This window comes from Anaerotignum sp. MB30-C6 (assembly GCF_030908465.1).
GTDB lineage: Bacteria > Bacillota > Clostridia > Lachnospirales > Anaerotignaceae > Chakrabartyella.
This window is the reverse complement of the sequence record NZ_CP133078.1, coordinates 1,688,567-1,713,191: the sequence shown is the minus strand read 5'-3', so window position 1 is coordinate 1,713,191 and position 24,625 is coordinate 1,688,567. Positions and strand designations below refer to the sequence as shown.

17 protein-coding genes, 1 riboswitch and 1 other annotated feature are annotated in these 24,625 nt (G+C 38.0%); of the genes, 16 read left to right on the top strand and 1 reads right to left on the bottom strand.

Features of this window, described 5'->3' with window-relative positions:
* The first annotated feature begins 61 nt into the window (after positions 1-61).
* Both ku and ligD read left to right on the top strand, forming a co-directional pair.
* Positions 62-835, top strand: coding sequence for a non-homologous end joining protein Ku (gene ku / locus RBQ60_RS08550; protein WP_307883291.1), 774 nt, complete (start codon positions 62-64; stop codon positions 833-835).
* A 2-nt stretch (positions 836-837) separates the two neighbouring features.
* Complete coding sequence (ligD, locus tag RBQ60_RS08545; protein ID WP_307883290.1) at positions 838-3,276, top strand: DNA ligase D; 2,439 nt, start codon at positions 838-840, stop codon at positions 3,274-3,276.
* Between the two features lie 257 nt (positions 3,277-3,533).
* Here the strand turns inward: ligD and RBQ60_RS08540 are convergent, their stop codons facing one another.
* Positions 3,534-4,871, bottom strand: coding sequence for a sodium-dependent transporter (locus tag RBQ60_RS08540; protein ID WP_307883289.1), 1,338 nt, complete (start codon positions 4,869-4,871; stop codon positions 3,534-3,536).
* A gap of 83 nt (positions 4,872-4,954) precedes the next feature.
* Positions 4,955-5,190: a binding site (T-box leader), on the bottom strand.
* 484 nt (positions 5,191-5,674) lie between these two features.
* Positions 5,675-5,757, top strand: a riboswitch (ZMP/ZTP riboswitch).
* A 64-nt stretch (positions 5,758-5,821) separates the two neighbouring features.
* Here RBQ60_RS08540 and pflA point away from each other — a divergent pair.
* From pflA to RBQ60_RS08470, 14 genes are all read left to right on the top strand, one after another.
* Entirely contained in the window at positions 5,822-6,553 is a 732-nt protein-coding gene (gene pflA / locus RBQ60_RS08535) for a pyruvate formate-lyase-activating protein (RefSeq protein WP_307883288.1), read from the top strand.
* A 4-nt stretch (positions 6,554-6,557) separates the two neighbouring features.
* Complete coding sequence (gene pflB, locus RBQ60_RS08530) at positions 6,558-8,786, top strand: formate C-acetyltransferase (RefSeq protein WP_307883287.1); 2,229 nt, start codon at positions 6,558-6,560, stop codon at positions 8,784-8,786.
* 665 nt (positions 8,787-9,451) lie between these two features.
* Positions 9,452-11,002: a hydroxylamine reductase gene (gene hcp / locus RBQ60_RS08525; RefSeq protein ID WP_334307456.1), complete on the top strand. Its 1,551-nt coding sequence runs from the start codon at positions 9,452-9,454 to the stop codon at positions 11,000-11,002.
* A 478-nt stretch (positions 11,003-11,480) separates the two neighbouring features.
* On the top strand, positions 11,481-12,605 hold the full coding sequence (locus tag RBQ60_RS08520; protein WP_307883285.1) for a radical SAM protein: 1,125 nt from the start codon (positions 11,481-11,483) through the stop codon (positions 12,603-12,605).
* Positions 12,606-13,151: 546 nt separating this feature from the next.
* On the top strand, positions 13,152-13,514 hold the full coding sequence (locus RBQ60_RS08515) for a CoA-binding protein (protein ID WP_307883284.1): 363 nt from the start codon (positions 13,152-13,154) through the stop codon (positions 13,512-13,514).
* A 143-nt stretch (positions 13,515-13,657) separates the two neighbouring features.
* A complete protein-coding gene (locus RBQ60_RS08510; RefSeq protein WP_307883283.1) occupies positions 13,658-16,153 on the top strand; it encodes a CoA-disulfide reductase in 2,496 nt (831 codons plus the stop codon).
* A gap of 461 nt (positions 16,154-16,614) precedes the next feature.
* Complete coding sequence (locus RBQ60_RS08505) at positions 16,615-16,767, top strand: hypothetical protein (RefSeq protein WP_307883282.1); 153 nt, start codon at positions 16,615-16,617, stop codon at positions 16,765-16,767.
* A gap of 831 nt (positions 16,768-17,598) precedes the next feature.
* On the top strand, positions 17,599-17,979 hold the full coding sequence (locus RBQ60_RS08500; protein ID WP_307883281.1) for a BlaI/MecI/CopY family transcriptional regulator: 381 nt from the start codon (positions 17,599-17,601) through the stop codon (positions 17,977-17,979).
* 11 nt (positions 17,980-17,990) lie between these two features.
* Positions 17,991-19,256 (top strand): M56 family metallopeptidase, encoded by a 1,266-nt coding sequence (locus RBQ60_RS08495; protein ID WP_307883280.1) that lies wholly within the window; start codon positions 17,991-17,993, stop codon positions 19,254-19,256.
* Between the two features lie 405 nt (positions 19,257-19,661).
* Positions 19,662-21,287 (top strand): SpoIID/LytB domain-containing protein, encoded by a 1,626-nt coding sequence (locus tag RBQ60_RS08490; protein WP_307883279.1) that lies wholly within the window; start codon positions 19,662-19,664, stop codon positions 21,285-21,287.
* A gap of 2 nt (positions 21,288-21,289) precedes the next feature.
* Positions 21,290-21,577 carry a hypothetical protein gene (locus RBQ60_RS08485; protein WP_307883278.1) on the top strand — a complete coding sequence of 96 codons (288 nt, stop codon included), beginning with the start codon at positions 21,290-21,292 and terminating at the stop codon, positions 21,575-21,577.
* Positions 21,578-21,763: 186 nt separating this feature from the next.
* Complete coding sequence (gene queA, locus RBQ60_RS08480; protein WP_307883277.1) at positions 21,764-22,795, top strand: tRNA preQ1(34) S-adenosylmethionine ribosyltransferase-isomerase QueA; 1,032 nt, start codon at positions 21,764-21,766, stop codon at positions 22,793-22,795.
* Positions 22,796-22,810: 15 nt separating this feature from the next.
* Positions 22,811-24,133 (top strand): AAA family ATPase, encoded by a 1,323-nt coding sequence (locus RBQ60_RS08475; RefSeq protein WP_307883276.1) that lies wholly within the window; start codon positions 22,811-22,813, stop codon positions 24,131-24,133.
* Between the two features lie 33 nt (positions 24,134-24,166).
* The gene (locus RBQ60_RS08470; RefSeq protein WP_307883275.1) at positions 24,167-24,367 is read left to right on the top strand and encodes a hypothetical protein; all 201 of its coding nucleotides are present in this window, start codon (positions 24,167-24,169) and stop codon (positions 24,365-24,367) included.
* Positions 24,368-24,625 lie beyond the last annotated feature (258 nt).

Here is a 24,625-nt window from a genome sequence, read left to right as displayed (position 1 = left end):
TTTAATACTTCGCATACATATAAGGGGGTTGGAAACAATAACGTGAGGAGGTGTTTACATTATGGTAACACGTAAATCAGTTATTACTTTTGGCATGGTAGCTATCCCCATTGCACTGTTAACCGCTACACAAGATAACGACATACATTTCAATCAGCTTCATAAGGAGGATAATAGCCGAATTCGATACAAGAAAACCTGTGCCCACTGCGGTAAAGAGGTGACTACAAAAGATATCGTAAAGGGTTATGAATATGATAAAGAAAAATATGTTGTTATCACAGAAGAGGAAATTGAAAAAATCAAAACAGAAAAAGAGAAGTCGATACAGATTTTACACTTTGCCCAATTAAACCAGATTTCCCCTGTGTACTATGAAAAGACCTATCAGGCGGCTCCAGAGCCGGGAGGTGAAAAGGCTTTTGAACTCCTTCGGTCTGCTTTGATGGGTGAGCAAAAAATAGCCATTGGCAAAACCGTTATGGGAACAAAAGACACGCTCATGGCAATCATTCCCCGTGAGGAGGGAATTCTCATTTCCACTATGTTTTATGCCGACGAAATTAAAGAACTTCAAAAACCTTATACAAAACCTGAAGTATCGGAACAAGAGTTAAATATGGCAAAAACTTTGATAAACTCCATGGATACTCCATTTAACCCATCCCAATATAAAGATGAATACCAAGCAAGACTACGGGAACTCATCGAAACAAAAATTTCAGGTAAGGAGATTGTTGCTGCTGAACCTGATGGTGCCGCAAAAGTCATTGACCTTATGGAGGCCCTCAAAGCCAGCGTGGAAAAGGCGAAAAAAGATAAGGAACCGGCATAAATATGGATAAGAAACTATGGGAATATCAAGATAAAAGGAATTTTACGAAAACTTTAGAACCAAAAGGAGAAACAGCAAGTAACGAAGAAAGCCTAAGCTTTGTGGTGCAACACCATTTAGCACGCAGGGACCATTATGATTTTCGCTTGGAGTGGGCAGGGGTTCTTCTAAGTTGGGCCGTACCCAAGGGGCCTTCCTACGATACCCATGATAAAAGGCTTGCCATACATGTTGAAGATCATCCCTTGGATTATAAAAACTTTGAAGGAACCATTCCCAAGGGAGAATACGGTGGGGGCATTGTCATGCTTTGGGATGAAGGAGAATGGGAGCCTTATGGGAATGTGGAGGAAGGGATTCACAAAGGTGAGCTGAAATTTATCTTAAAAGGAAAAAGATTGCAGGGGAAGTGGGCTATGATTCGATTAAAGGGTAAGCCCGATGAGACAAAGGAAAATTGGCTTTTTCTAAAGGAAAGGGATGAATTTTGCAAAACTTCTGATGGAATTTCACAGTTTATTACAAGTATCCGAACTGGGCGTACGATGGAAGAAATCGAAACGGATGCAGAGAAGAAATTCACCCCAAACCCCTTTCAAACTTGTGATGTACAGCTTGCTCAATTGGTAAATAAGGTTCCTGAGGGAGAAGGCTGGATCTACGAGATGAAATATGATGGCTATAGAATCATGGCCTTTGTAGAGGGCAACAGTGCCCGACTGATTACAAGGAATGGCAACGACTATCAAAAGCGGTTTCGAGACATTGCCCTTTCTATATCAGGGTGGGCCAATGGCAGACCTATGGTTTTAGACGGTGAAATGGTCATTACCGATGCATCGGGGAAAACAGACTTTCAGGCATTGCAAAATTACTTGAAAAATTCCAAATCTCAAAAACTAACATATATTCTTTTTGATATTCTTGCCTTAGATGGGGAAGACCTTCGAGAGCAAACCCTGCTCAAAAGGAAGGAAATCCTTGAAGCTTTGATGAAAGATGCACCTAATAATCTGTATTACAGCCGTTATGTCAAAGGACAGGGAGAGGAAAGTTTTTCCGTTGCCTGCCAAGCTGGTATGGAAGGGATTATAGGTAAAAAAATCGACTCTATCTATAGCGGAACTAGAAATGGCGATTGGATTAAATTGAAATGCGATAAAAGGCAGGAATTTGTGATTGGCGGGTATACCCTGTCTGATAAAAAAGCATGGGGGGTAAGTTCCCTCTTACTTGGGGTTTACGAAGGTGAAAATCTTATCTATACAGGCCGTGCGGGAACAGGTATGAGCGAAAATGATATGAAGTTTCTTGAGAAGGAGTTTAACAATATAAAAAAAGCTGATTCACCCTTCTTACTCCCACCAAAATCCAAGGCAACTGAAAAGATAACTTGGTTGGAACCAGTACTCGTGGCTGAAATAAAATTTGCAGAGTGGACAAAAGAAAATTTATTAAGACAAGCAAGTTTTAAAGGGCTAAGGACAGACAAAGATGCAAAAAACATCAAAAAAGAGAAAACGGGGAACGAAATATCTTCAGAACCATCTGAAACGGAAGGGGAGAAGGCCATGGGCGATAAAAACAGCGTTATCATTGGAGGAGTAAAGATTTCAAATCCAGATAAAGTGATTTACGATGAACCTGTAATCACCAAAGCAGATGTGGTACGGTATTATGAAGGGGTTTCGTCTCGAATGTTGCCCTATTTGAGCCATCGGGTTTTAACTGCGGTACGCTGTCCGAAAGGGATTTCACAGACATGCTTTTATAAAAAACATCCTGCGGCAGATAGTAAAGAAATCATCACCATCCCCATTTCAAACAGCAAAGGAGAAGTGGAGGAATATTTTTATATTGAGACCGTAAAAGGAATTTTATCCGAAGTTCAAATGGGGACTTTGGAGTTTCACACTTGGGGAAGCACAGTTGATACTCTGGAAAAGCCAGATATGATGGTATTTGACCTAGACCCCGATGAGGGGATGGAGTTAGATCAGGTGCGTCAAGGCGTGGAGGACGTTCGGAGCATTCTAAATGAGCTTTCCTTAAACTCATATCTAAAAACCAGTGGGGGCAAAGGTTACCACGTGGTTGTTCCTTTAAAGCCCATAGCGAACTGGGATGCTTTTCATGACTTTGCAAAAGGGGTTGCCGAAGTAATGGAACAAAAATGGCCTGACCGATACACAAGCAATGTAAGAAAAGCTAATCGGAAGGGAAGAATATTCATAGATTGGATTCGAAATGGAAGGGGTGCTACAAGCGTTGCCCCATACTCCTTAAGAGGGAGGAAGGGCGCTGCCGTCTCAATGCCAATTCCTTGGGAGGAGCTTCATACGGTGACACCAGATGGTATTAATATGACTGAGGCACTTATGCGGGTTAAGGGTGATGACCCTTGGAAGGGGTTTTTCCAAAATAATCAAATGCTGAAGTAACTAAAATCATACCTTCAGTTTGTGTTGCTTGGGCTGGGGGAGAATGCCAGCATTACTTTCATAGGTGAATGTCTTTGTTTATGAGGCTTGGAGTTAAAAGCACAATAAAAAAAGCAAATCAGCTGTCTCTATCGAGTGTAGCTGGTTTGCTTTTTAAAAATTTAGTTATAGCATACGCAAAAACAACCAATAAGTCCATTGATAAGTTGGTTTTTAACCCTTAAAATTTCATTGGATATTGCATGAACTTTCTTTATTTAGAATGCAACTTTCATAAACAAAGCGACGCAACAAAGGATAATGGCAAAGGGAACATATACATAACGGCCAATAAAATGCCATATATTGCCCTGTGTTTTTGATCCACCTTTATTGATTTCAGCAAGCAAATCTTCTTTCTTCATTACCCAAAACCAAGAAGCAGCACCTAATGTAGCACCAATGGGAATGATATAAATGGAAACGAGATCCATCCATGGTCCCCAATGGAAGATGGCTTCCATATTGATTCCAATTCCCAAACAAATGAAGCACAAAATTGTAAGTACGGCTTTCCGGCTAAGTTTGGGGAACTTATGTAACAGAGACTCACATACCGCCTCAAACATATTTTGCAAAGAGCTGATACCCGCAAAAATCATGGCAACGTATAATATAATTGCAAAAATACGACCCATTGGTATATCTTGTAAAATGGTTGGCAGTGTAACAAAAAGCAAGCTAGGGCCCGCTCCAACGTCAAGCTGATAAGAAAAACATGCTGGAATAATAACCAAAGCAGCAATAAGGGCTGCAATGGTGTCAAAAATTGCAGTTTTGCGAGACACCGCAATAACATCTTCCTGTTCCCCTAAGTAAGCACCATAAACAATCATACCACTACCAGTGATAGATAGGGAAAAGAAGGCTTGGCCCATGGCCCAAATCCACACCATAGGGTCTTTCAGTGCCTCCCAACGGGGTACAAACATAAATAAGTAGCCTTCCATTACATTTGGAAGCATTGCCACTCGGATTGCTAAAATAACGAAAATGGTAAAGAAAACTGGCATCATGATTTTATTGGTTCTTTCAATGCTTTTTGCCCCTAAAAATAGTGTAAATAATGTTCCGATTACAACAATAATGTGGAACGGAATTACAGAGTAAGGCGTAAGTGCAAAAGATTCAAACCATGTAGCCGTGTCTACCGACATTAATGTTCCTGTCAATGAGTTAAATAAAGCTTTTAACACATAAGCAACAATAACAGCATAACCAATTGCGATACACATTGAGCCTGCTAACGGTAACCAGGCAACAATTCCACCAGTTTTCCCCGCAATTTTACTTCTCGTACTCCAAGCATTTTCATAGGAACCCAAGGTTCCTGTTTTTGAACGGCGTCCAATGGCAAACTCAGCAGGTAAGCCCACATAGCTGAAAATGAATATAAAAAATAGATATGCGATTAAAAACGCACCGCCGCCATTACTGCCTAATTTATTAGGGAATCCCCATACGTTTGCCATGCCAACGGCAGAACCCACAGAAGCTAAAATAAATCCCCAGCGACTGCGAAACCCTCCTGAATGTTCTTTCTTTTTCATCTCCATCTTAATGCCTCCTAAATTTAGTTCCTACTTTTTAATGGTTAATAATTTTTGAATAAAAAAGTCCTCTGTCCCTAGGAAAAGGGACAGAGGACGAAAAATTCGTGGTACCACCTCTGGTTTAAGTATTCCTCTTGGAATACTCCTTATTGTGTGCTAACACACACGTAACGCTATATCGGGCGTTCCCGTCTAACCCTACCAAAAATTTTCGGGCAGCTGCTCCAGAATGTATTCAAGACAGTCCGTTTACATCCTTTCACCAACCGGATGCTCTCTGCAAAACTTTTACCGCTCTACTCGTTTCTTTCAACGCATTATGATATCGAAGACTACGTTACCATAACTTAAAGCTAAAGTCAAGCCATAAAAATTAGAGATTCTTTTTTCGTTATTTTTTATTATTATTTTTAGAGATAGAAAAAGCCAGTTCTGCCTATCTAACTATGGTAGTGGATCGTAATATCCAATTCAATTTATGAAAAGGTATACAACAAAGTTGTTTAACATAAGAAGCCAAAAAACACGGCAAAAATAGTCTTAGATAACCTTTAGATACACTTAGCCCATTCGCTGATGTTATTAAGTTCTAACTCGCTTTCATTAAAAATAAAACGAAATCCACATACAAAAAAACAGGTAGCACTACCTGTATAAATTAATTAAAATAGTTGCATTTTATGCAGTGTTATTTTTCGAATTATCTATTATATCCGTCTGAATCATCTTGCAAAAGTATCAATATTTTTATATAAAGTACTAAAAAATATATTTGACAATGAAAAAAAGTCATGCTAATATCAGAGCATAGATTATATGACTGACGGAATAGTGGGTTGACCACGTGAAGTATAATCGTTTACACAAGCCGACCGTCTGGGCAGAAAAAGCCCAGATTGTCGGCTTTTTCTATTTGAAAAATTTGGAAAAATTGGATAGAAAGAGGTGATTATGTGCAAAGAGGTAGAATTCACTCTGTGGAGTCTATGGGGCTGGTGGATGGCCCAGGCATTAGAACCGTTCTCTTTTTTCAAGGTTGTATCCTTCGATGCAAATACTGTCATAACCCTGATACTTGGCAGGTGGAAGCCGGTAGAGAAATGAGTGTCAGTGAAATCATAAAAATGCTGAAACGATATCAACCTTACTATGGCGATACGGGCGGTGTAACCTGTTCCGGAGGAGAGCCACTTTTACAGATTGAATTTTTAACAGAGCTGTTTAAAGCCTGTAAAGAGGCGAATATCTCTACTTGCCTTGATACGGCAGGGTATGGATATGGAGATTATGAGGAGCTTTTAAAGTATACAGACTTGGTGATTTTTGATATAAAGCATTACTTACAGCAGGATTACAATGCTTTGACTGACGGGGATTTTTCTGTGCCCACAAAATTTTTAGAGGCTGTACAGAAAAGTGCAACCCCTCTTTGGATTCGCCACGTTGTAGTACCAAATTTGACCGACTCCCAAAGCCATATAAAAAGCCTTGGGGCGTACATCAAAACAATAGCCAACGTGGAAAAAGTAGAACTGTTGCCTTACCATATATTAGGGGTTGAAAAATATAGCGTAATGGGCAAACATTATCCTTTAAAAGATACGTTACCCATGTGTAAAGAAAAAACGAAACAACTTCAGAACATGATTTTAGATATTGTATCCATGGAACCAAGAAAGGATTGATAAAATGAAAACAGCATGGCAGGGATTTGAAACAGGAAGCTGGACAGAAGAAATTGATGTACATAATTTTATTCAAAAAAACTATTCTTTATACGAAGGTGATGATTCCTTTTTAGAAGGTGTTAGCGAAAAAACAAAAAAAGTTTGGGACAAGTGTCACGAATTAATCGTTGAAGAAATGAAAACGGGGATTTTAGATGTTGAAACCAATATTATTTCAGGAATAGACAATTTCGCTCCTGGCTACATTGACGAAGATAACGAAGTTATTTTAGGGTTACAAACAGATGCTCCGTTAAAGAGAATCGTAAATTTATATGGGGGCTTAAAAATGGCTACCAGTGCTTTGGATCAATATGGTTATAAATTGAATTCTGAAGTAGAAAATAACTTTCACGCATACAGAAAAACCCATAATGAAGGTGTTTTTGACGCTTATCCTGAAAGAACAAAGGTTGCCAGACACGTGGGTTTGCTGACCGGCTTGCCTGATGCTTATGGCCGTGGCCGTGTGATTGGCGATTATAGAAGGGTTTCCTTGTATGGCGTAGACTTTTTAATCCAGGAAAAAGAAAGAGAATTAGTTGAATTTGATGGTGCCATGACAGATGAGCGCATTCGCACAAGAGAAGAATTAAGAATGCAAATTAGGGCTTTGAAAGAAATGAAATCCATGGCTTTCAAATATGATGTTGATATTAGCCAGCCCGCTAAAAATGCCCATGAAGCAGTACAGTTTTTGTATATGGCTTACCTTGCAGGCGTAAAAGAAAACAATGGGGCAGCAATCTCCTTGGGACGTACTTCTACATTTTTGGATATTTATATTGAAAGAGATTTGAAAAACGGTACCATTACTGAAAAAGAGGCACAGGAGTTAATTGATCAGTTTATTATAAAATTAAGATTGGTGCGTCATTTGAGAACCCCCGAGTACAACGAATTATTTGGCGGCGACCCTACTTGGATTACAGAAGCCATTGGTGGTATCAGCAATAACGGCACACCACTGGTGACAAAGTCTTCCTTCCGCTATTTACATACCCTTACAAACTTAGGGACTGCCCCAGAACCCAATATGACCGTTCTTTGGAGCAGGGATTTACCCTATGCCTTTAAAGCATATTGTGCAAAAATGAGTATCGAAACAGACTCTATTCAGTATGAAAATGATGATATCATGCGTCCTTTGTATGGAGATGACTATGCAATTTCTTGCTGTGTATCTGCAATGCGTGTAGGCAAACAAATGCAATTTTTCGGCGCAAGAGCGAATATTGCAAAATCTCTTCTTTTGGCAATGAATGGCGGTGTGGATGAATTACAAAAAGTGCCTGTTGTACCAAATATTGAACCAATTCAGGGGGATGTTTTAGTTTTTGAAGAGGTGCTGGACCGCTATAAAAAGGTATTGGATTACGTGGCAGAGCTGTATGTTGATAGCATTAATATCATCCACTATATGCATGATAAATATGCTTATGAAGCAAGTCAAATGGCCCTGCATGATCGGGATGTTGAGCGTCTTACTGCTTTTGGCTTTGCAGGTGTATCTGTGGCTGCCGACTCTCTTTCCGCAATTAAGTATGGGAAAGTAACGGCAATCCGTGATGAACATGGCGTAACGGTAGACTTTAAAGTAGAAGGGGATTACCCCCAATATGGCAATGATGACGATAGAGTAGATGATATTGCCGTTGCCATCGCAACGCATTTTTCCAATGCTTTGAAAAAACACCCAATTTATCGCAATGCCAAGCATACTTTGTCTGCACTCACCATAACAAGTAATGTAATGTATGGCAAAAAGACGGGAAGTACTCCGGATGGCAGAAAGTTTGGGGAGCCCTTTGCCCCTGGTGCAAACCCCATGCATGGACGAGATGAAAACGGAGCCCTTGCATCTTTAAACTCCGTGGCAAAAATTCCCTATAGAAACGTTTGCCAAGATGGTGTTTCCAACACATTTTCTATCGTGCCTGATGCATTGGGAAAAGAAAAGGAACAGCGTATTGAAAACCTCATTCATATTTTAGATGGCTACTTCTTCCAAGGTGCCCACCATTTGAACGTAAACGTAATGAATAGAGATATTTTAATTGATGCCATGGAAAATCCCGAAAAATATCCTACCCTTACCATTCGTGTTTCTGGGTATGCGGTAAATTTCAACCGTTTGACTCGTGATCAGCAGCTTGAAGTCATCAAAAGAACTTTCCATGAAACAGTTTAACGGTTTTCTTAAAATTAAAATAAAATAATTGTTTTGGGTGAGATTGTGCTTTTAATCTCACCTTTTTTTATTTCTATTTCGGCAAACAACTGGACGTAAAAAAGTAGAGTGGGGTTATAAAATAAACAAAAATTTTTTCTACCAAGAAGTATGCAACTTGCTATGGCGGTAAAATAGTGCTTGTAGTAATTTGAAATGTAAGTAGCTTGCCTAAAGCGAAAATATTGGGGCATTTCTTTAAAGTAATCATGAAAGTTGAATGGCCAGGGAATAATAGAAAGTTTCCTTCTTCAAAAAGTAAAAAATCTGGGGAAGGAAAGCTAAGAGCCAGAGTAACAACCAGTTCAACGCCCACTTGAGTTGATTCTAATAAATGCTCTGCTTAATGCCATGAGGACTTTATCTTCTAGGCATTCTCACGTGTCGAAAGATAATAACCGATAAACACAAGCACTTTAAGATGTTAAAATGATAGAATTTTTACAAGTTGTTTCCCAATGGGTAAGCAACTTTTTTATATCAAAATATGTATAAAATTTGGTAAAAAAAGAATAATGAGTATGGGAAACCTTTTTATTAGGGTTTATTTATTTCAATGATATAAGTTTCTTTAAAAACGGTATTAAATCCGTAAAAAAATATTAAGGAGGAATAATATGGGAGATATGTTTTGTTTCCAGTGTCAACAAACTGCTCATAACACAGGTTGTGAAGGAAGGGCTGGTGTTTGCGGTAAAAAATCAGATACAGCAAATCTGCAAGATGACTTGACCAGTGCTTTGATTGGTCTTAGTAGGGCGGTAAAGTCAGGAAAAGCAACGAAAAAATCTAATGAGCTTATGCTGGAAGGGTTATTCACCACTGTAACCAATGTGAACTTTTATAATGAAACCATTCAAAAGATGATTGATGAGATTATAAATGAAAAAAATGCTATTTTCAGTGAGGCTGAAAACTATGATGTGAATAAAATATGGGAGGCGAACGAGGATATACGCTCCCTAAAGTCTTTAATATTATTTGGTTTGCGTGGTATGTCGGCTTATGCTTACCATGCTTATGTTCTTGGTTTTACAGACCCTGAAGTAACAGAATTCTTCTATGAGGGAATGCACGCCATTGGCGAGGATTATTCCATGGAAAAACTCCTTCCACTGGTTTTAAAAACAGGTGAAGCAAACTACAAGTGTATGGAACTGCTTGATAGAGCCAATACAGAAAGTTACGGTACACCTGTACCCACAGAGGTACCTTTGACCATTGAGAAAGGGCCATTTATTGTTGTTAGCGGCCATGACCTTCACGATCTAAAGCTGTTGCTTGAGCAGACAAAGGATAAAGGGGTAAACATCTACACTCATAGTGAAATGCTACCTGCCCACGGATATCCCAAGCTAAAAGAGTACACCCATCTTAAGGGTAACTTTGGCACAGGTTGGCAAAGTCAGCAGTCGGAATTTCATAATATTCCAGCACCAATTTTATTTACTACAAACTGTTTGATGCCCGTCCGCCAAAGCTATGAAGATCGGGTGTTTACCACAGCCGTGGTTTCCTATCCAGAGCTTGTTCACATAGGAAAAGATAAAGATTTTACTCCCGTTATTGAAAAAGCCTTAGAATGCGGCGGGTATGATGAGGATCATCCAATGACAGGCATTAACGGTGGCACCACAGTCACCACAGGCTTTGGGCATGGTACGGTGTTATCTGAAGCTGGAAAAATAGTTGACCTTATCAAAAAAGAAAAAATTAAGCACTTCTTCTTAATCGGTGGTTGCGATGGTGCGGCCCCAGGTAGAAGTTATTATACGGATTTTGCAAAGAAAACGCCCATGGATACCATTATCCTTACTCTGGCATGCGGTAAATATCGTTTAAACGACTTAGAGCTGGGAGAAATCGAAGGTCTGCCTAGAATTTTAGACATGGGCCAGTGTAATGACTCTTATAGTGCAATTAAAGTGGCCCTTGCCCTCGCTGAGGCCTTTGAATGTGGAGTAAACGACTTACCCCTTACTCTAGTTCTATCTTGGTATGAGCAAAAAGCCGTTGCCATATTGTTAAGCCTCTTAGCTTTAGGTGTAAAAAATATCTATTTAGGGCCAACACTACCTGCTTTTATTTCGCCTAATGTCTTGAACTTTTTAGTTGAGAACTATAGTATTACCCCCATCAGTACACCTGAAGAAGACTTGGCAAAAATCCTTGGATGAGATGAATCAAATTAAATTATTTTAACCACTCACACAGGAGGGATTAATCAATTCGTATTAATCCCTCCTTTTCTTGTTGTTTCATGAGTCTTACTTTAGATAAATCCATTTACTACATATTGCGTGAATTAAATGCTTCAATTATACTATTTAAGTGCTATGAATACAAAAAAATACTAAGTGCACTTGTTGTATTAACTTTTTCTTAATGTTATAATCAAAACGCTACTTTCTAATTTTAATGCCAAAAGTGGCGATACTGTGATGGTCTTAAGCTTTCACAAAATGAAACTTCAAAAAAATAGTAAACAGTTGAGTAAGAACTGTTGATGTTATAAAATGGGCGAGCCATATATGTAATTTATCTTGATTGGAATCAGCCCACCTTTGCTAAGGAAATTAGGGTTTCAATTTCTTGTATTAAAAGTAATTTAAAGAAGTTCTTGAATATTAAGGGTAACAATTAGGAGGATCCATTTTGAAAATATCAAAAAAAGATGCATTAATGTGGTTTGAATTTTTCTCTGCTTTGCCTGAGGATGAGGAAATTTTAACGAAACAACAAGAAATCGTATATGCCACCTTTGCTCAAATTGAGGCGGCCATTGACCATAGAAATGAACTGCTCATGTCTCAAATCAAAGGTTTAAAAACCTTTGGACATAAAACCTATTTTGTGGGTGATGAAAATAAGTTCGCCAGAGGCTGTCGTTCCTGTTTGACGGGAACGGGGTTAAGTGCCATTCGAAAAACCAATAAATGCAACATAGAGTGTAAGTTTTGCTATAACTACGGGGAACTTGACGAAGTTCCACCTATTGGCGAAGGCTTATGGGAAATTGGTGGTACAAAGTTTTATGAAAAGGATATAGACTTGCTTCTTTCTATTCAGCAAAAGCCTACAGGTGTTTCCTATGTATATCTAGAGCCCTTTATGGAAATTGAAAAGTACTATCCTATCATAAAGAAATTTAAAAATGCACAAGTTCATCAACACTTATATACAAATGGAACCCTGGCTACCGAGAAGACGTTAAAAGCGTTAGGGGAAGCAGGACTTAACGAGATTCGCTTTAACCTAGGGGCTTCTAACTGTTCAGATAAGGTTATTAAAAACATTAAAATTGCGAAAAAATACATTAAAAACGTAGGGATTGAAACCCCCATGACACCAGAATTTTTCCATGGTTTTTTCAAGAAAAAGGAAGCTATCTTTGATACAAAACTGGACTTTATCAATTGTGCTGAGCTTCACCTAAATGCAAATAATATCGATAATTATTTTGGAGAAAGCATGTACATTTGCAGACATGGTTACATTTCTCCCATTTGGAGTAGGGAATTAACCTTGAGATTCATGCAAATTGCTGATGAAGAGAATTGGGATTTGGCAGTTCACGATTGCTCTAATCATACAAAGTTTGCTAGGAGCCTAAACCTTAGTAGCAAAGAGGGCGGATGGTTTGGAGCAAGCAATTATGGTTGCGAGTTTACTAGAATACCATATTCCGTATTTTTACCAATACTTCGTGATGAAAATTTCGAGTTTTTAAGTGAAGAAGAGTTACCCACGGGATACAAACCAGGTGAAATTACTTTTTAATCTGTGGATATTTGAATTCAGATAAGCTAGATAGTGGGTAAGAAAAAAAGACGCTTTATTCAAAAAAATGAGTTCTGCTATGTCAACAGCGAAACCTTCTTAAAATGAGGCTTTTTAGATTTATCTTTGATTAAAAGATATTAAATATTATAAAGAGCATTCTCCAAGCCCCTTTTTTGGGGGCTTTTTTGTATTTCTTCTTTTTTCATTTTAAAATACCTAAAAAATCTTATTACCATGAATAAAGGGTAGTAAAAATACATATCAAAAATACATATTAAAAATACATTTTAAGTTAGTGAATAAAAAGAAAAAAGAGGTGTATGATAGTTAAATGGATGGGAAAGAACAAAAAAAATCAGAATATTGCACTTGTCAACAAAATAAGCTATACTGACACTATACAAAAAGTGGAAAACCCAAAGAACAAAAGAAGAAGAAAACCCCTATGAATATTAGAAAATGGGGCATAAATTCTATTGTAGTCAAAAGGTCCTTTCGCTATGGTAACCGTTGGATTAAACAATAAAACAGAGTGGTGATATTATGGATTTGAAAGAAATCATGGGACAAAAAGTTTTTGCAGTAGTAGGCGATACTTTAAATGAACAAAAATATGCACATAAAATTAAAAATGAGCTTAAGGAACATGATTACAAAGTGTATTCTGTGGGAAAGGAATTGGAATCTATTAACGATATACCTGAAGATATTGATGTTATTGATTTGTGCATCCATCCTGCAAAGGGCATAGAGTTGTTAAAAGAATGCAAAAAAGATTATAAATGTATTTTAATTCAGCCAGGAGCCGAGAGTGAAGAAATTTTAGATTATTTAGATGAAACCCATTCTCCATTTTTGGAAGGTTGTGCATTAGTTGGTTTACGTTTATATTCTAAAAGAAAATAAAGAAGGAATGCATGGGGAATCATATTAAAAATATGATTCTTTTTTTGTGACATGGTTACAGACAAAGCTTGTGAGGAATTGATATAATGATGCCAATGAAAGTATTAAGTAAATAACAATGAAAGCAGGAAGGAGATTTGGTTATGGCTAAAAAGACAGTTATTATCGGCGGAGTTGCCGGAGGTGCTACTACAGCTGCAAGACTTCGTAGAAGAGATGAGTCAATGCAAATCATTATGTTGGAAAGAGGCGATTATATTTCCTACGCAAACTGCGGATTGCCTTATTATATAGGAGATGTAATCAAAAGCAGGGATGCCCTATTGTTACAAACACCACAGCAAATGGGCAGTAAATACAATGTTGATGTGCGTGTAGCAAGTGAAGTGACAAAAATTCTTCCAAAAGAGAAGAAAGTTTTAATAAAAAACATAAAAACTGGCGAAGAATATGAAGAAACTTATGATAACTTGGTTTTGGCAACAGGATCTTCTCCTATAAAGCCTCCAATTCCCGGAATTGACACAGACAATATTTTCACTTTATGGACAGTACCCGATACAGATCAAATTAAAGCATATATCAAAGAGAAAAAACCAAAAAAGGCGGCGGTCATTGGTGGTGGCTTCATTGGCCTTGAAATGGCAGAGAACCTTCATGCCGAGGGCTTAGATGTTTCCGTAATTGAAATGCAGAATCAGGTTATGGCTCCCGTAGATCTAGAAATGGCAAACTTGGTTCATGAAAATATGAACATGAATCAGGTTAACTTAATTTTAGGCGATGGTGTAAAAGAATTCCATCGAAAGGGTAGCTCCACAAGAATTGAACTGGCTAGTGGTGCATTTGTAGATGCGGATATGGTGATTCTATCCATCGGTGTACGTCCTAATAGTGAACTTGCCAAAGATGCTGGCCTTTCCTTGAATAAAAAAGGCGGCGTCATTGTAAACGAATACTTGGAAACCTCTGCACCTGAAATTTATGCCGTAGGTGACGTAATTGAGGTTGACCATTATATAACAAAAGAAAAAACCATGATCCCTCTTGCTGGCCCTGCTAACAAACAAGCACGTATCTTAGCGGATAACATTGTAGGGGATAAGAAAAAATATAAGGGAACCTTGGGAACCGCTGTTGCGAAAGTGTTCGATTTGGATGTTGCCAGTGTTGGACTAAATGAAAAGCAATTAATTGCTATGGGTAAAACCAAAAATCAGGACTATTTTGTAGCGCTGATTACACAAAAATCCCATGCTGGTTATTATCCAGGGGCAACACCTCTTACCCTGAAAATGTTATTTGATAAAGAGGGAAAAATCCTTGGTGGTCAGATTGTTGGTCAAGATGGAGTTGATAAACGAATTGATACCCTTGCAACAACCATGCGGTTAAATGGAACGATCTATGATTTAGGAGAACTGGAACTTGCTTATGCACCGCCATTCTCATCAGCAAAAGATCCAGTGAATATGTTGGGCTTCGTGGCAGAAAATATTTTAAGTGGGCTGGTAAGCTTTATGGATTGGTCCGAGGTAGATGCTTTATTGGCAGATGACAAAAAGAAAAATAAGTATACCATTTTGGATGTTACAGAAGAGATGGAACGTATGGTATTTGCAATTCCAGGCTCCTACCATATCCCATTAGGGCAGTTGCATAAAAGATTCACAGAGCTGGATAAAAACAAGCAAATAATTATATACTGTACCATTGGCGTACGTTCCTATAACGCAGCTAGAATTTTACGTCAAAACGGCTTTGAAAAAGTAGCAGTTTTATCGGCTGGAACATCTTTTTATAAATCCATGCACTATGAGAAAAACGGTTTTCAAGTGAGTGCAGCAGAGAAGTCGGAGCCAACAGCAGAAAAAGAAGAGGAACTTGAGCGAGTTTCTGATAAAGAAATGAAGGTCATTGATTGTTGCGGCTTGCAGTGCCCCGGGCCTATTATGAAGGTACATGAAGCCATTTCTGATATGGAGGAGAATGAAGTTTTGAAAGTCTCCGCTACGGATATGGGCTTTGCTTCAGATATTTCTTCTTGGTGCCGTAGAACAGGAAATACCCTTGTGAAAACAGAACGTCAGAACAAGGAAAACATTGTGTTCATTAAAAAGGGTACGGGAACTAGTAATACGGAAAATAAGGATAAAGTAATTGATACAGCACAAGGTAAAACCATTATTGTATTCAGCGGTGATTTGGATAAAGTCCTTGCTTCCTTTATTATTGCTAACGGCGCTGCTTCTATGGGTAGGCCTGTTACCATGTTCTTTACTTTCTGGGGGTTAAATGCCTTAAGAAAAACAGACAGACTCTCTGTGAAAAAGCCTTTTATGGATAGAATGTTTGGGACTATGATGCCACGAGGCAGTAAAAAACTGAAGCTTTCTAAGATGCATATGGGTGGAATGGGAACCGCAATGATGAAGAAAGTTATGAAAAATAAAAATATGGACTCCCTTGAGACACTGATGCAACATGCTATGAAGAAAGGAATACGTCTCGTTGCCTGCACCATGTCCATGGATATTATGGGGATTACAAAAGATGAACTTCTTGATGGGGTGGAATACGCAGGTGTAGCATCCTACCTTGGAGATGCAGAGGAATCTAACGTAAACTTATTTATCTAAAAAGCAACGAATAATATAAGCTGGACAACGACTATCTGTTAAATGGATAGTCGTTTTTTTGTGTTAAGATACTAAGGCTATTTGTTTGGTTAAAGAGAACAGTGAAAGAAAAAGATTATTCTGTTTAGTTTGCAAAAATAGTCCATTGTTAATATGGGTAAATGGCTATGGCTAGTCTTTATGAAAAAAATGTAGGTGAATCATTTCCAAAAATCTGGGCGATTTTGGCCATATTGTATCCATTCATGACATGAAATTTTATATAGGCTAATCAGCGGATAGAAACCTGACATATGCTTTATCATAACGACTATCTGTGGAAAGTTTTAAACGGCTTAAAATTAGAAATGTTCTTCAAAAATGAAGTGAAAGCTTTACCGTAAGGGATTTATCAAACTTTATTTATGAGTTCAATGCATATGAATTTATCTTTTGCAAATACTTGACATGAGGTGATATTTATGGCAAAAGATAGCCAGCTTGACCCAAAAGAGGTTCGCAAACAAAAGGCAAATGGGGGACCAACTATGGCTGAAAGCGCCCTTGATGGAGAAGGACGGAATAACAAAAAACAATCGGGTAACCGTCACAAACCAGGTGCTGATAAAGGGTAATCCTTAAAAAGTGGAAAGGCAAAGACATAGTTTCGCTGCCTTTGCCGCTACATAAATTCCCTATAATGAGGGAGTTGAAATAATTTCTGTAAATTAGCTTTCTATGATTAGTTGTTATAGGGAATTATTTGAGGAATCTCCTGTTATTCTTCTTAGCGAATTAAACTTAATGCTTGAATTAAAAAAACATTGGCATAGCTAAAAGAAAAATGGTATAATATGGGAAACAATGCTGGTGAAAAATGAAGCAAAAAGAAATTTTTAGACCTTGGAAGGGAAAAGTGCAATAGATAAAGAACAATGGATGTTTCTTATTAAAACAAATTTATATAAGCAGATGAAAGAAGGGCAAAAAGTAGTAATCTTACAGAAAATACCCTTAGTACCACATAGCAAGAATGATAAGGGGACTTTGAAAAAGAAAAGCCAACTTAATACTTTAAACCACCTGAATAAGTGCCTATCTATGAATAGAGATACAAGAGCATTGGCAGTTTTAAAAAAAAGCATATTTTAGAGCTTATTTTAACAGTTTTTGTTGACAAAGACCCCAACACCATACATACTACAAATGTAACACATATTTAAAAGTGTTTAGAACCAAGCAACAAAAGATTATGGATAGATAATGATCAAAAAAAGAGATGATAGAAATTTATTGTCTCTAACATTGACCTTTTTTGAAGGTATATCTAATATCACATGAAATAGACTTAGGGGATTGGAAAAAAATACATTAAAATTAGATTGCAAATATTGACAAATTAGTTAATATAATCTACAATACAGAAGTACCGAGTATGTTTGTAATATAATAAGGAGTGGAGCATAATGAATACAGGAAGACTTGCTTCAAGTTCAGAACAAAAAGTCTTAAATGTTTTACTGGAATCAGATACTAAAATGACAGTAAAAGAAGTTTGTAAGATTATTAAAGAAAAAGATGGAATCGAATGGAACGTGCGGACGGTGTCCACATTTTTAGTAAGATTAGAGGAAAAGAAACTTGTGGAACATGAAAAAATTGGTATTACCAATCACTATTATCCCATTGTCGAAGGGGAAGCCTATAAAATGAAGGCCAGTAAAAATTTTTTAAAGTCATATTTTAATGGTTCTTTTACGAATATGTTATCTGCTTTTACAGATAGTGGGGAATTAACGAAGGAAGACGTCAAAGAATTACGGGACATCATAGACAAATTAAAATGAGGTGAGTTCCGGTGAACTATTTATATATGAATGCTTCAGCGGCAGCAATTATTATAGTTACACTTTTGATTCGTAAAGTAACAATCAATAAAATTCCTCATAGCGTCTATGGCCTGTTATGGGGGCTAGCAACAGTAAGAATGATAATACCATTTAATGTAACCTCTAACTGGTGTGTATACAATATCATTTTTAAATTTAGAGATTATTTTTTTGCAAATGAAATAATAACTTTGCAGTACAACGGACGACAAATTTTGCAATTGTTCAGTCGTTATGTAGAATTAGATTTTATTATGGAAATTTTATTTGTCATTTGGGTAATCGGTTTTATTATTGTTGGGAACTATTTTATAATGAGTTACCTAATTGGGATGAGGCTAATAAGAAATTCTGTAGTTTGTGACGGTGCAGAAGTAGAAAAAATCGAGCATTGGTTAAAAAAACATAATTTGCGAATGAACATAGAATTTAAAGTTTCTAAAGAAATAGATGTACCATTGGCATATGGTTGCATAAAGCCAGGGGTTTTACTACCAACAGAATTTAATGTGAGTAATGAAGTAAATGCAAAACAAATAATGCTACATGAGTTTATGCACATTAAATACCGACATGCATTAATCAAGTTAGTATTGGCTGTTCTACTAAGCTCATGTTGGTTTAACCCATGTGCTTGGATTTTATTCAAATACATTAATAGAGATATGGAAATTTCTTGTGATAGACATGCTTTAGAATTACTTGGCGGGGAACAAAGAGAGTCCTATGCATTGAATTTATTGAAAGCTTCCCAGATGCAATACAGGGACTCTGTTGTTTATAATGGTTTTGCTAAAAATTCAATCAAAGAAAGGATCGTGGCTATTATGAGCTTCAAAAAAATGTCAGTATTTGCACTAGTGTTATCTTTCTCGATTCCGGCAAGTGTTGCAACTGTTTTTGCAACAACAGATAATAGGTTTGATGGCAATTATGTTAGCGACTTAGAAGTTGTGGAAGAGGTTGGTGGGTATCAAGTATATGAAGAAGTTTTTGTTACAATGAACGAGTCAGAGTTAGCTACATATACCGATAAAAGTGTGGTTACAAGAGCCGCTAGGGATATTTATATTGATGATTATGAGCATATTACTACATATAGATCACCCGATACAATCGTAGTTAAGTTCACTGATAGCGGGTATACATATAAAGGTACACTATCTTTAACTGAAATGAAAGTTCAAAATGGTAAGTACTATGGCTATTATAGAGGCTGGACTGCAAGACAATAAATGACTTTATAAAAAAAGATCTTTAATACAAGGATCTTTTTTTAATGTGAACTTATTTACCAGCCAAAAAAAGCTTATAAAGTCCAAATTCAAACGAAATCAAGGCACTTCTTAGCTTTCTCCTATCAGTTACTCTCAATCTTCATATGAACAGGTTGCTTAAGGAATAAGCAGTCATTTTCTCGTACTATCCTATCTGGCTACAAACCGCAGAAGGTTCAAAAATCACTGTTTCATCCATACTAAAGCTATAATCGTAATAAAAAATCCTCTCAAATATGATTTTTTGCAAATATTAAAACTAATTTTTTCCCAGAAAATATCTATCGAATTCAACAATACTTTGGTATACTTAAAGTATACCAAATAAAAATGGATAGAACTGGTGAACATCAGGAGGATATTATGAAGAAAAATATAAGAAGACTAATTTCGATAGCTCTTTCTTTGGGTTTGATGATTTCTGTAACGCCTCAGTCAGCCTTAGCGTACGACGTTCCAGAAACGGTTCGTGTAGGATTGGAAAGTGTTTGTAAAAATAAAACCTCAGCCACATTGGATGGGGATACAATAGAAATTGGAACGGAAAAAAATGGGGATTTCCATGAAGACGGTACTTTTTCCTCGGGGTCGGGATTTTCTGTGTCTTTAAGTACAGGGGATTATATTTCCGTTGATGAGGAAATGAATCAGGAGGAAGCTTCGGATTTGGCAAGTAACATGAACCGCTTAGGTTTTCGTGCATATCAAACCTATCTGGGTAATGGTAATTGGACAGTTTATGTTGTGAACAGCTCTGTTTCAGAAGTGGAGTCCGCCAGCCGATGTAGTGCATCTTCCGTAAGGAATTTCCTTGGGGTACGGTTGGATGGCAGCAAGGAGTCTCTTTTGATTCCTAAGGAATCAAATGCCGTGTTTATGGGAACAGAAAAGGATGATACTTTTACAATTAACGGGAAAAAATATAGGGGAATGCTTACCTTTGCCATAAATGCGGGGGTAATGACCGCTGTTAATGTTGTTAGCTTGGAAGATTATTTGTATGGCGTTGTACCTTCTGAAATGCCACAATCCTATGAAATAGAGGCTTTAAAAGCCCAAACCATTGCCGCCAGAACCTATGCCATGACGAAACTTAGCGCTCATACCAGCTTTGGTTATCAGCTATGTGATGGTACAAATTGTCAGGTATATAAAGGGTATAGCGGGGAAGCAGCAAGAACTTCTGAGGCAGTTGATGCAACAGAGGGTGAGGTTGTTTGCTATAATGGCAAACCTATAGAAGCAGTGTTTTCTGCCTCCACAGGAGGATACACAGAAAATAGCGAAAATGTTTGGTTTTATGAGATACCATACTTGCGAGCTGTCCCTGAAATTGCTGAAGATAAGAATAACACATGGACGGTTACATTAACCCTTGATGACTTAGATAGGTTACTTTCTGGGAAGGGGGAAAATATCGGTCGTGCAGAGGACATAGTAATTACAAAGCTGTCCACAGGTGGCAGAGTGCAAGAAATGGAGATTGTAGGCTCAAAGGGTGTAAAAACCTTAACGAAGGAGAGCATAAGAACCTATTTTTCAGGGGCACCTAGCGGAAGTTTACCAGGTAAGATGTTTACCATAAACGGTAAAGGGGGAGAAATTGGTGTCTATAACGGTGACTATGACGAGAACCAAAGTAATGTCCAAGCGTCTACCGCAAGTGATAGTCTCACTGCTTCCGCTGCAAAAAATGGAATTGTAGCAAAAACAGAAGGAACGTTATCTTCTATGAACGGGAAGGTGCTATCTATTCCAGGGGAGACTGGTAGCAGTTCAAAAAAAGCAAGTGAAAGAAAAGCGGGAGATTATGAAATATACTCCGTAAATATTAGTACGGTAGAGGATGATCGTTTTGTGATTGAGGGCGTTGGCCGAGGTCATGGCGTAGGCTTAAGCCAAAATGGGGCACAAGCCATGGCAAGGTTAGGTTATACATACGACGAAATATTGAAACACTACTATACAGGCGTTACAATTGAGGGATGAGTATGGACTTAAGGGCCTTTTTATTACAGCAACAAGGATTTGCCGATGTGAATGAAAACAAAGTATATTTTACGGATAGAGGCCTTTATCAAGAGCCACAGGAAGGAGAGTTTTGGATTTTCTTAGATGAAGGCTTGCGTTGTGGCGGTACTGCAAGAAAAATCCCCTGTGAAAAGGAGCGAATAAAAGAAGTTCTTTTGGGTTGTGGCAAAACGGAATTGTGGAAAGCGGTTTTGGAGAAAATTGAAATATGGGAGAAGGAACACTTTCCTGAAAGGTATAAATTATAGCGAGGCTCGGAAAAGCGGAAAATGGCTTACCTTTTTGAGACAGATAGGTTCATTTGTTTTGAATGAGCTTATCTGTTATTCGCTGTGTTTTGAATTATGAAGATACGATTTATGAATGTGGAAACATTCTAAGAAGATGGTAAAAACTATCTTAAAGAAGAAGTAATATAGGTTGAGGAGTTAAATATGAAAACAAGTGATTTTTATTTTGATTTACCAGAAGAATTAATTGCACAAGAACCACTGGCAGACAGATCATCATCTAGACTTTTAGTGGTAGAAAAGGACACAGAAAAGTGGCAACATAGAAACTTTAAAGATATTAAGGAATACTTGCATGCAGGGGATTGTTTGGTTATCAATGATACCCGTGTTTTACCTGCCCGTTTGTACGGTGAACGAGTTGGTACAGGAGCGGCTATGGAGATTCTTCTTTTAACACGTAAAGATTTAGATACATGGGAGGTTTTGGTGCGCCCAGGAAAAAAAGCAAAACCAGGGGATAAAATTTCTTTTGGCAGTGGAAAATTAGTTGCAGAAATTTTGGAAGTGATTGAGGGCGGTAACCGAATGATTCGCTTTATCTACGATGGTGTATTCGAAGCTATCTTAGATGAGTTGGGAGAAATGCCCTTGCCACCTTATATTACCCATCGTTTGGAGGATAAAGAGCGTTACCAAACAGTATATGCAAAGCATGAGGGCTCGGCCGCGGCGCCTACAGCGGGGCTTCATTTTACCCCTGAGCTTTTAAAGGAAATTGAAGAAATGGGCGTGAACGTAGCCCGTGTAACTCTACATGTTGGTCTGGGTACATTTCGACCAGTAAAAGCCGAGGATATTTTAGAGCATGAAATGCATTCGGAATATTATGTAGTGGAACAAGAGCAGGCAAATATCATTAATCAAACAAAAAGAAATAATGGACGAGTTTTCTCCGTTGGCACAACCAGTACAAGAACTTTGGAATCTGTTGCTGATGAAGATGGAATGGTTCAGGCGAAAAGCGGCTGGACTCAGATTTTTATTTATCCCGGTTATGAGTTTAGGGTAGTGGATTGTTTGATTACAAATTTTCATTTGCCAGAATCCACATTAATTATGTTGGTCTCGGCTTTGGTAGGAAAAGACTTAACCATGGCTGCTTATGCCGAGGCTGTTAACGAAAGATATCGGTTCTTTTCTTTTGGCGATGCTTGCTTGTTCTTAACGAAATAACAAGGCGGTGAGAAAATGGATTTATTTGAATATAACAGAAGTCTAAGGGGCAACGAAGGCTCCCCTTTGGCTGCACGTATGCGGCCAAAAACCTTAGAGGAATTTGTGGGTCAGGAGCATATTGTTGGGAAGGGTAAGTTGTTATACCGAGCCATAAAAAGCGATCGTATCAGTTCCGTAATTTTTTACGGTCCACCAGGAACAGGAAAAACAACGCTGGCAAAGATTATTGCCAATACAACAAAAAGCGAGTTTCGACAAATTAATGCAACAACTGCGGGCATTAAAGATATTAAAGAAGTGGTTTCTGATGCGAAAGATAGACAGGGGATGTATGCCACAAAAACCATCCTATTTATCGATGAGATTCATCGTTTTAACAAAACCCAACAGGATGCTCTTTTGCCCCATGTGGAAGATGGCACCATAATTTTGGTGGGCGCCACCACAGAAAACCCTTATTTTGAAGTGAATAAGGCTCTTGTTTCCCGCTCCATCATTTTTCAGTTAAAACCGCTGGAACAAAAGGATATTGAACAGCTTTTGCGCTGGGCAATTGATGATATGGAGCAGGGCATGGGGGCATATCAAGCAGAAATTGACAAAGATGCATTGGCTTTTCTTGCTGACACTGCCAATGGTGACGCTAGGACTGCACTAAATGCATTGGAGCTTGCTGTTCTAACCACGGAAAAAGAGAAGGATGGTAAAATCCGTATCACCCTGCCTGTTGCCGAAGAGTGTATTCAGAAGCGGGCATTGAATTATGATAAAAATGGTGATAACCATTATGATACCATTTCTGCCTTTATTAAAAGTATGCGAGGTTCTGACCCTGATGCAGCATTGTACTATCTGGCAAAGATGATTTATGCAGGGGAGGACCCCAAATTTATTGCCCGTCGTGTGGTCATTTGTGCTTCGGAGGACGTGGGTAATGCAGACCCTCATGCTTTACAAGTGGCTGTCGCGGCGATGCAAGCCGTTGACTTTATTGGCCTGCCTGAAGGGCGGATAGCCCTAGCACAGGCGGTAACTTATGTTTCCTGTGCACCTAAAAGCAATGCAGCCTATGTGGGAATAAATAAAGCGTTGGAGGACGTGAAGAAGGTTCGCATCCGTTCAGTGCCACCTCATTTAAAGGATAGTAGTTATAGCAGTGCTAAGGAAATGGGCAATGGTGTGGGGTATAAATACGCTCATGCCTATCCGAACCATTATGTAAAACAGCAATATTTACCCGATGAGCTAGTTGGGACGGTTTATTATGAGCTTTCTGACAGTGGGGTAGAGCGAAGAATGAAGGAGTATATGAAGCGGTTAAAGGATAATTCATAAAATGAATATTGCTATGTTTATGGGGGCATTTTTATGGTTTTAAGACTATTACCTGTTAATTTTTATGACAATGCTCAAGTTGAGGCTTATTTTTCTCATATGGCAAAACAAGGCTTATTTATAAAAAAAGTGATGGATTTTGCTTGTTTTGAACGGGGTGCAGGAGAAAGTACAAAATATCACATAGAGCCCATAGGCAATTTGGCTGAGAAACCCTTTGATATCAAGCATTAATTAGCTACGAATAAGTAAAAGGTGGACTACAGTTTGTAGTACCACCTTGATTTATTATAAAAAAATATTTAACTGTAATGGTTTCTGTGTTTAAGGGATAAATCTATACGTACAGTATGGTAGCAAATTTCTCGCCGAAAACAAAAAGTTATAAGTAAAGGTTTTTGGTGAACAACAGACCGTAACTCTATGGTGTATAACAATTATTTTTAGCTATGCCTTCAATTTCAAACAGAACAAGAAACAATTGACAATATC

What these genes read in the sequence shown, in the direction of transcription:
- queA (WP_307883277.1), top strand. Translation starts at nt 21,764, where the DNA reads ATGAAAACAAGTGATTTTTATTTTGATTTACCAGAAGAATTAATTGCA.
- hcp (WP_334307456.1), top strand. Translation starts at nt 9,452, where the DNA reads ATGTTTTGTTTCCAGTGTCAACAAACTGCTCATAACACAGGTTGTGAA.
- RBQ60_RS08470 (WP_307883275.1), top strand. Translation starts at nt 24,167, where the DNA reads ATGGTTTTAAGACTATTACCTGTTAATTTTTATGACAATGCTCAAGTT.
- pflB (WP_307883287.1), top strand. Translation starts at nt 6,558, where the DNA reads ATGAAAACAGCATGGCAGGGATTTGAAACAGGAAGCTGGACAGAAGAA.
- RBQ60_RS08505 (WP_307883282.1), top strand. Translation starts at nt 16,615, where the DNA reads ATGGCAAAAGATAGCCAGCTTGACCCAAAAGAGGTTCGCAAACAAAAG.
- RBQ60_RS08490 (WP_307883279.1), top strand. Translation starts at nt 19,662, where the DNA reads ATGAAGAAAAATATAAGAAGACTAATTTCGATAGCTCTTTCTTTGGGT.
- RBQ60_RS08515 (WP_307883284.1), top strand. Translation starts at nt 13,152, where the DNA reads ATGGATTTGAAAGAAATCATGGGACAAAAAGTTTTTGCAGTAGTAGGC.
- ligD (WP_307883290.1), top strand. Translation starts at nt 838, where the DNA reads ATGGATAAGAAACTATGGGAATATCAAGATAAAAGGAATTTTACGAAA.
- RBQ60_RS08500 (WP_307883281.1), top strand. Translation starts at nt 17,599, where the DNA reads ATGAATACAGGAAGACTTGCTTCAAGTTCAGAACAAAAAGTCTTAAAT.
- RBQ60_RS08540 (WP_307883289.1), bottom strand. Translation starts at nt 4,871, where the DNA reads ATGGAGATGAAAAAGAAAGAACATTCAGGAGGGTTTCGCAGTCGCTGG.
- RBQ60_RS08510 (WP_307883283.1), top strand. Translation starts at nt 13,658, where the DNA reads ATGGCTAAAAAGACAGTTATTATCGGCGGAGTTGCCGGAGGTGCTACT.
- RBQ60_RS08485 (WP_307883278.1), top strand. Translation starts at nt 21,290, where the DNA reads ATGGACTTAAGGGCCTTTTTATTACAGCAACAAGGATTTGCCGATGTG.
- ku (WP_307883291.1), top strand. Translation starts at nt 62, where the DNA reads ATGGTAACACGTAAATCAGTTATTACTTTTGGCATGGTAGCTATCCCC.
- RBQ60_RS08475 (WP_307883276.1), top strand. Translation starts at nt 22,811, where the DNA reads ATGGATTTATTTGAATATAACAGAAGTCTAAGGGGCAACGAAGGCTCC.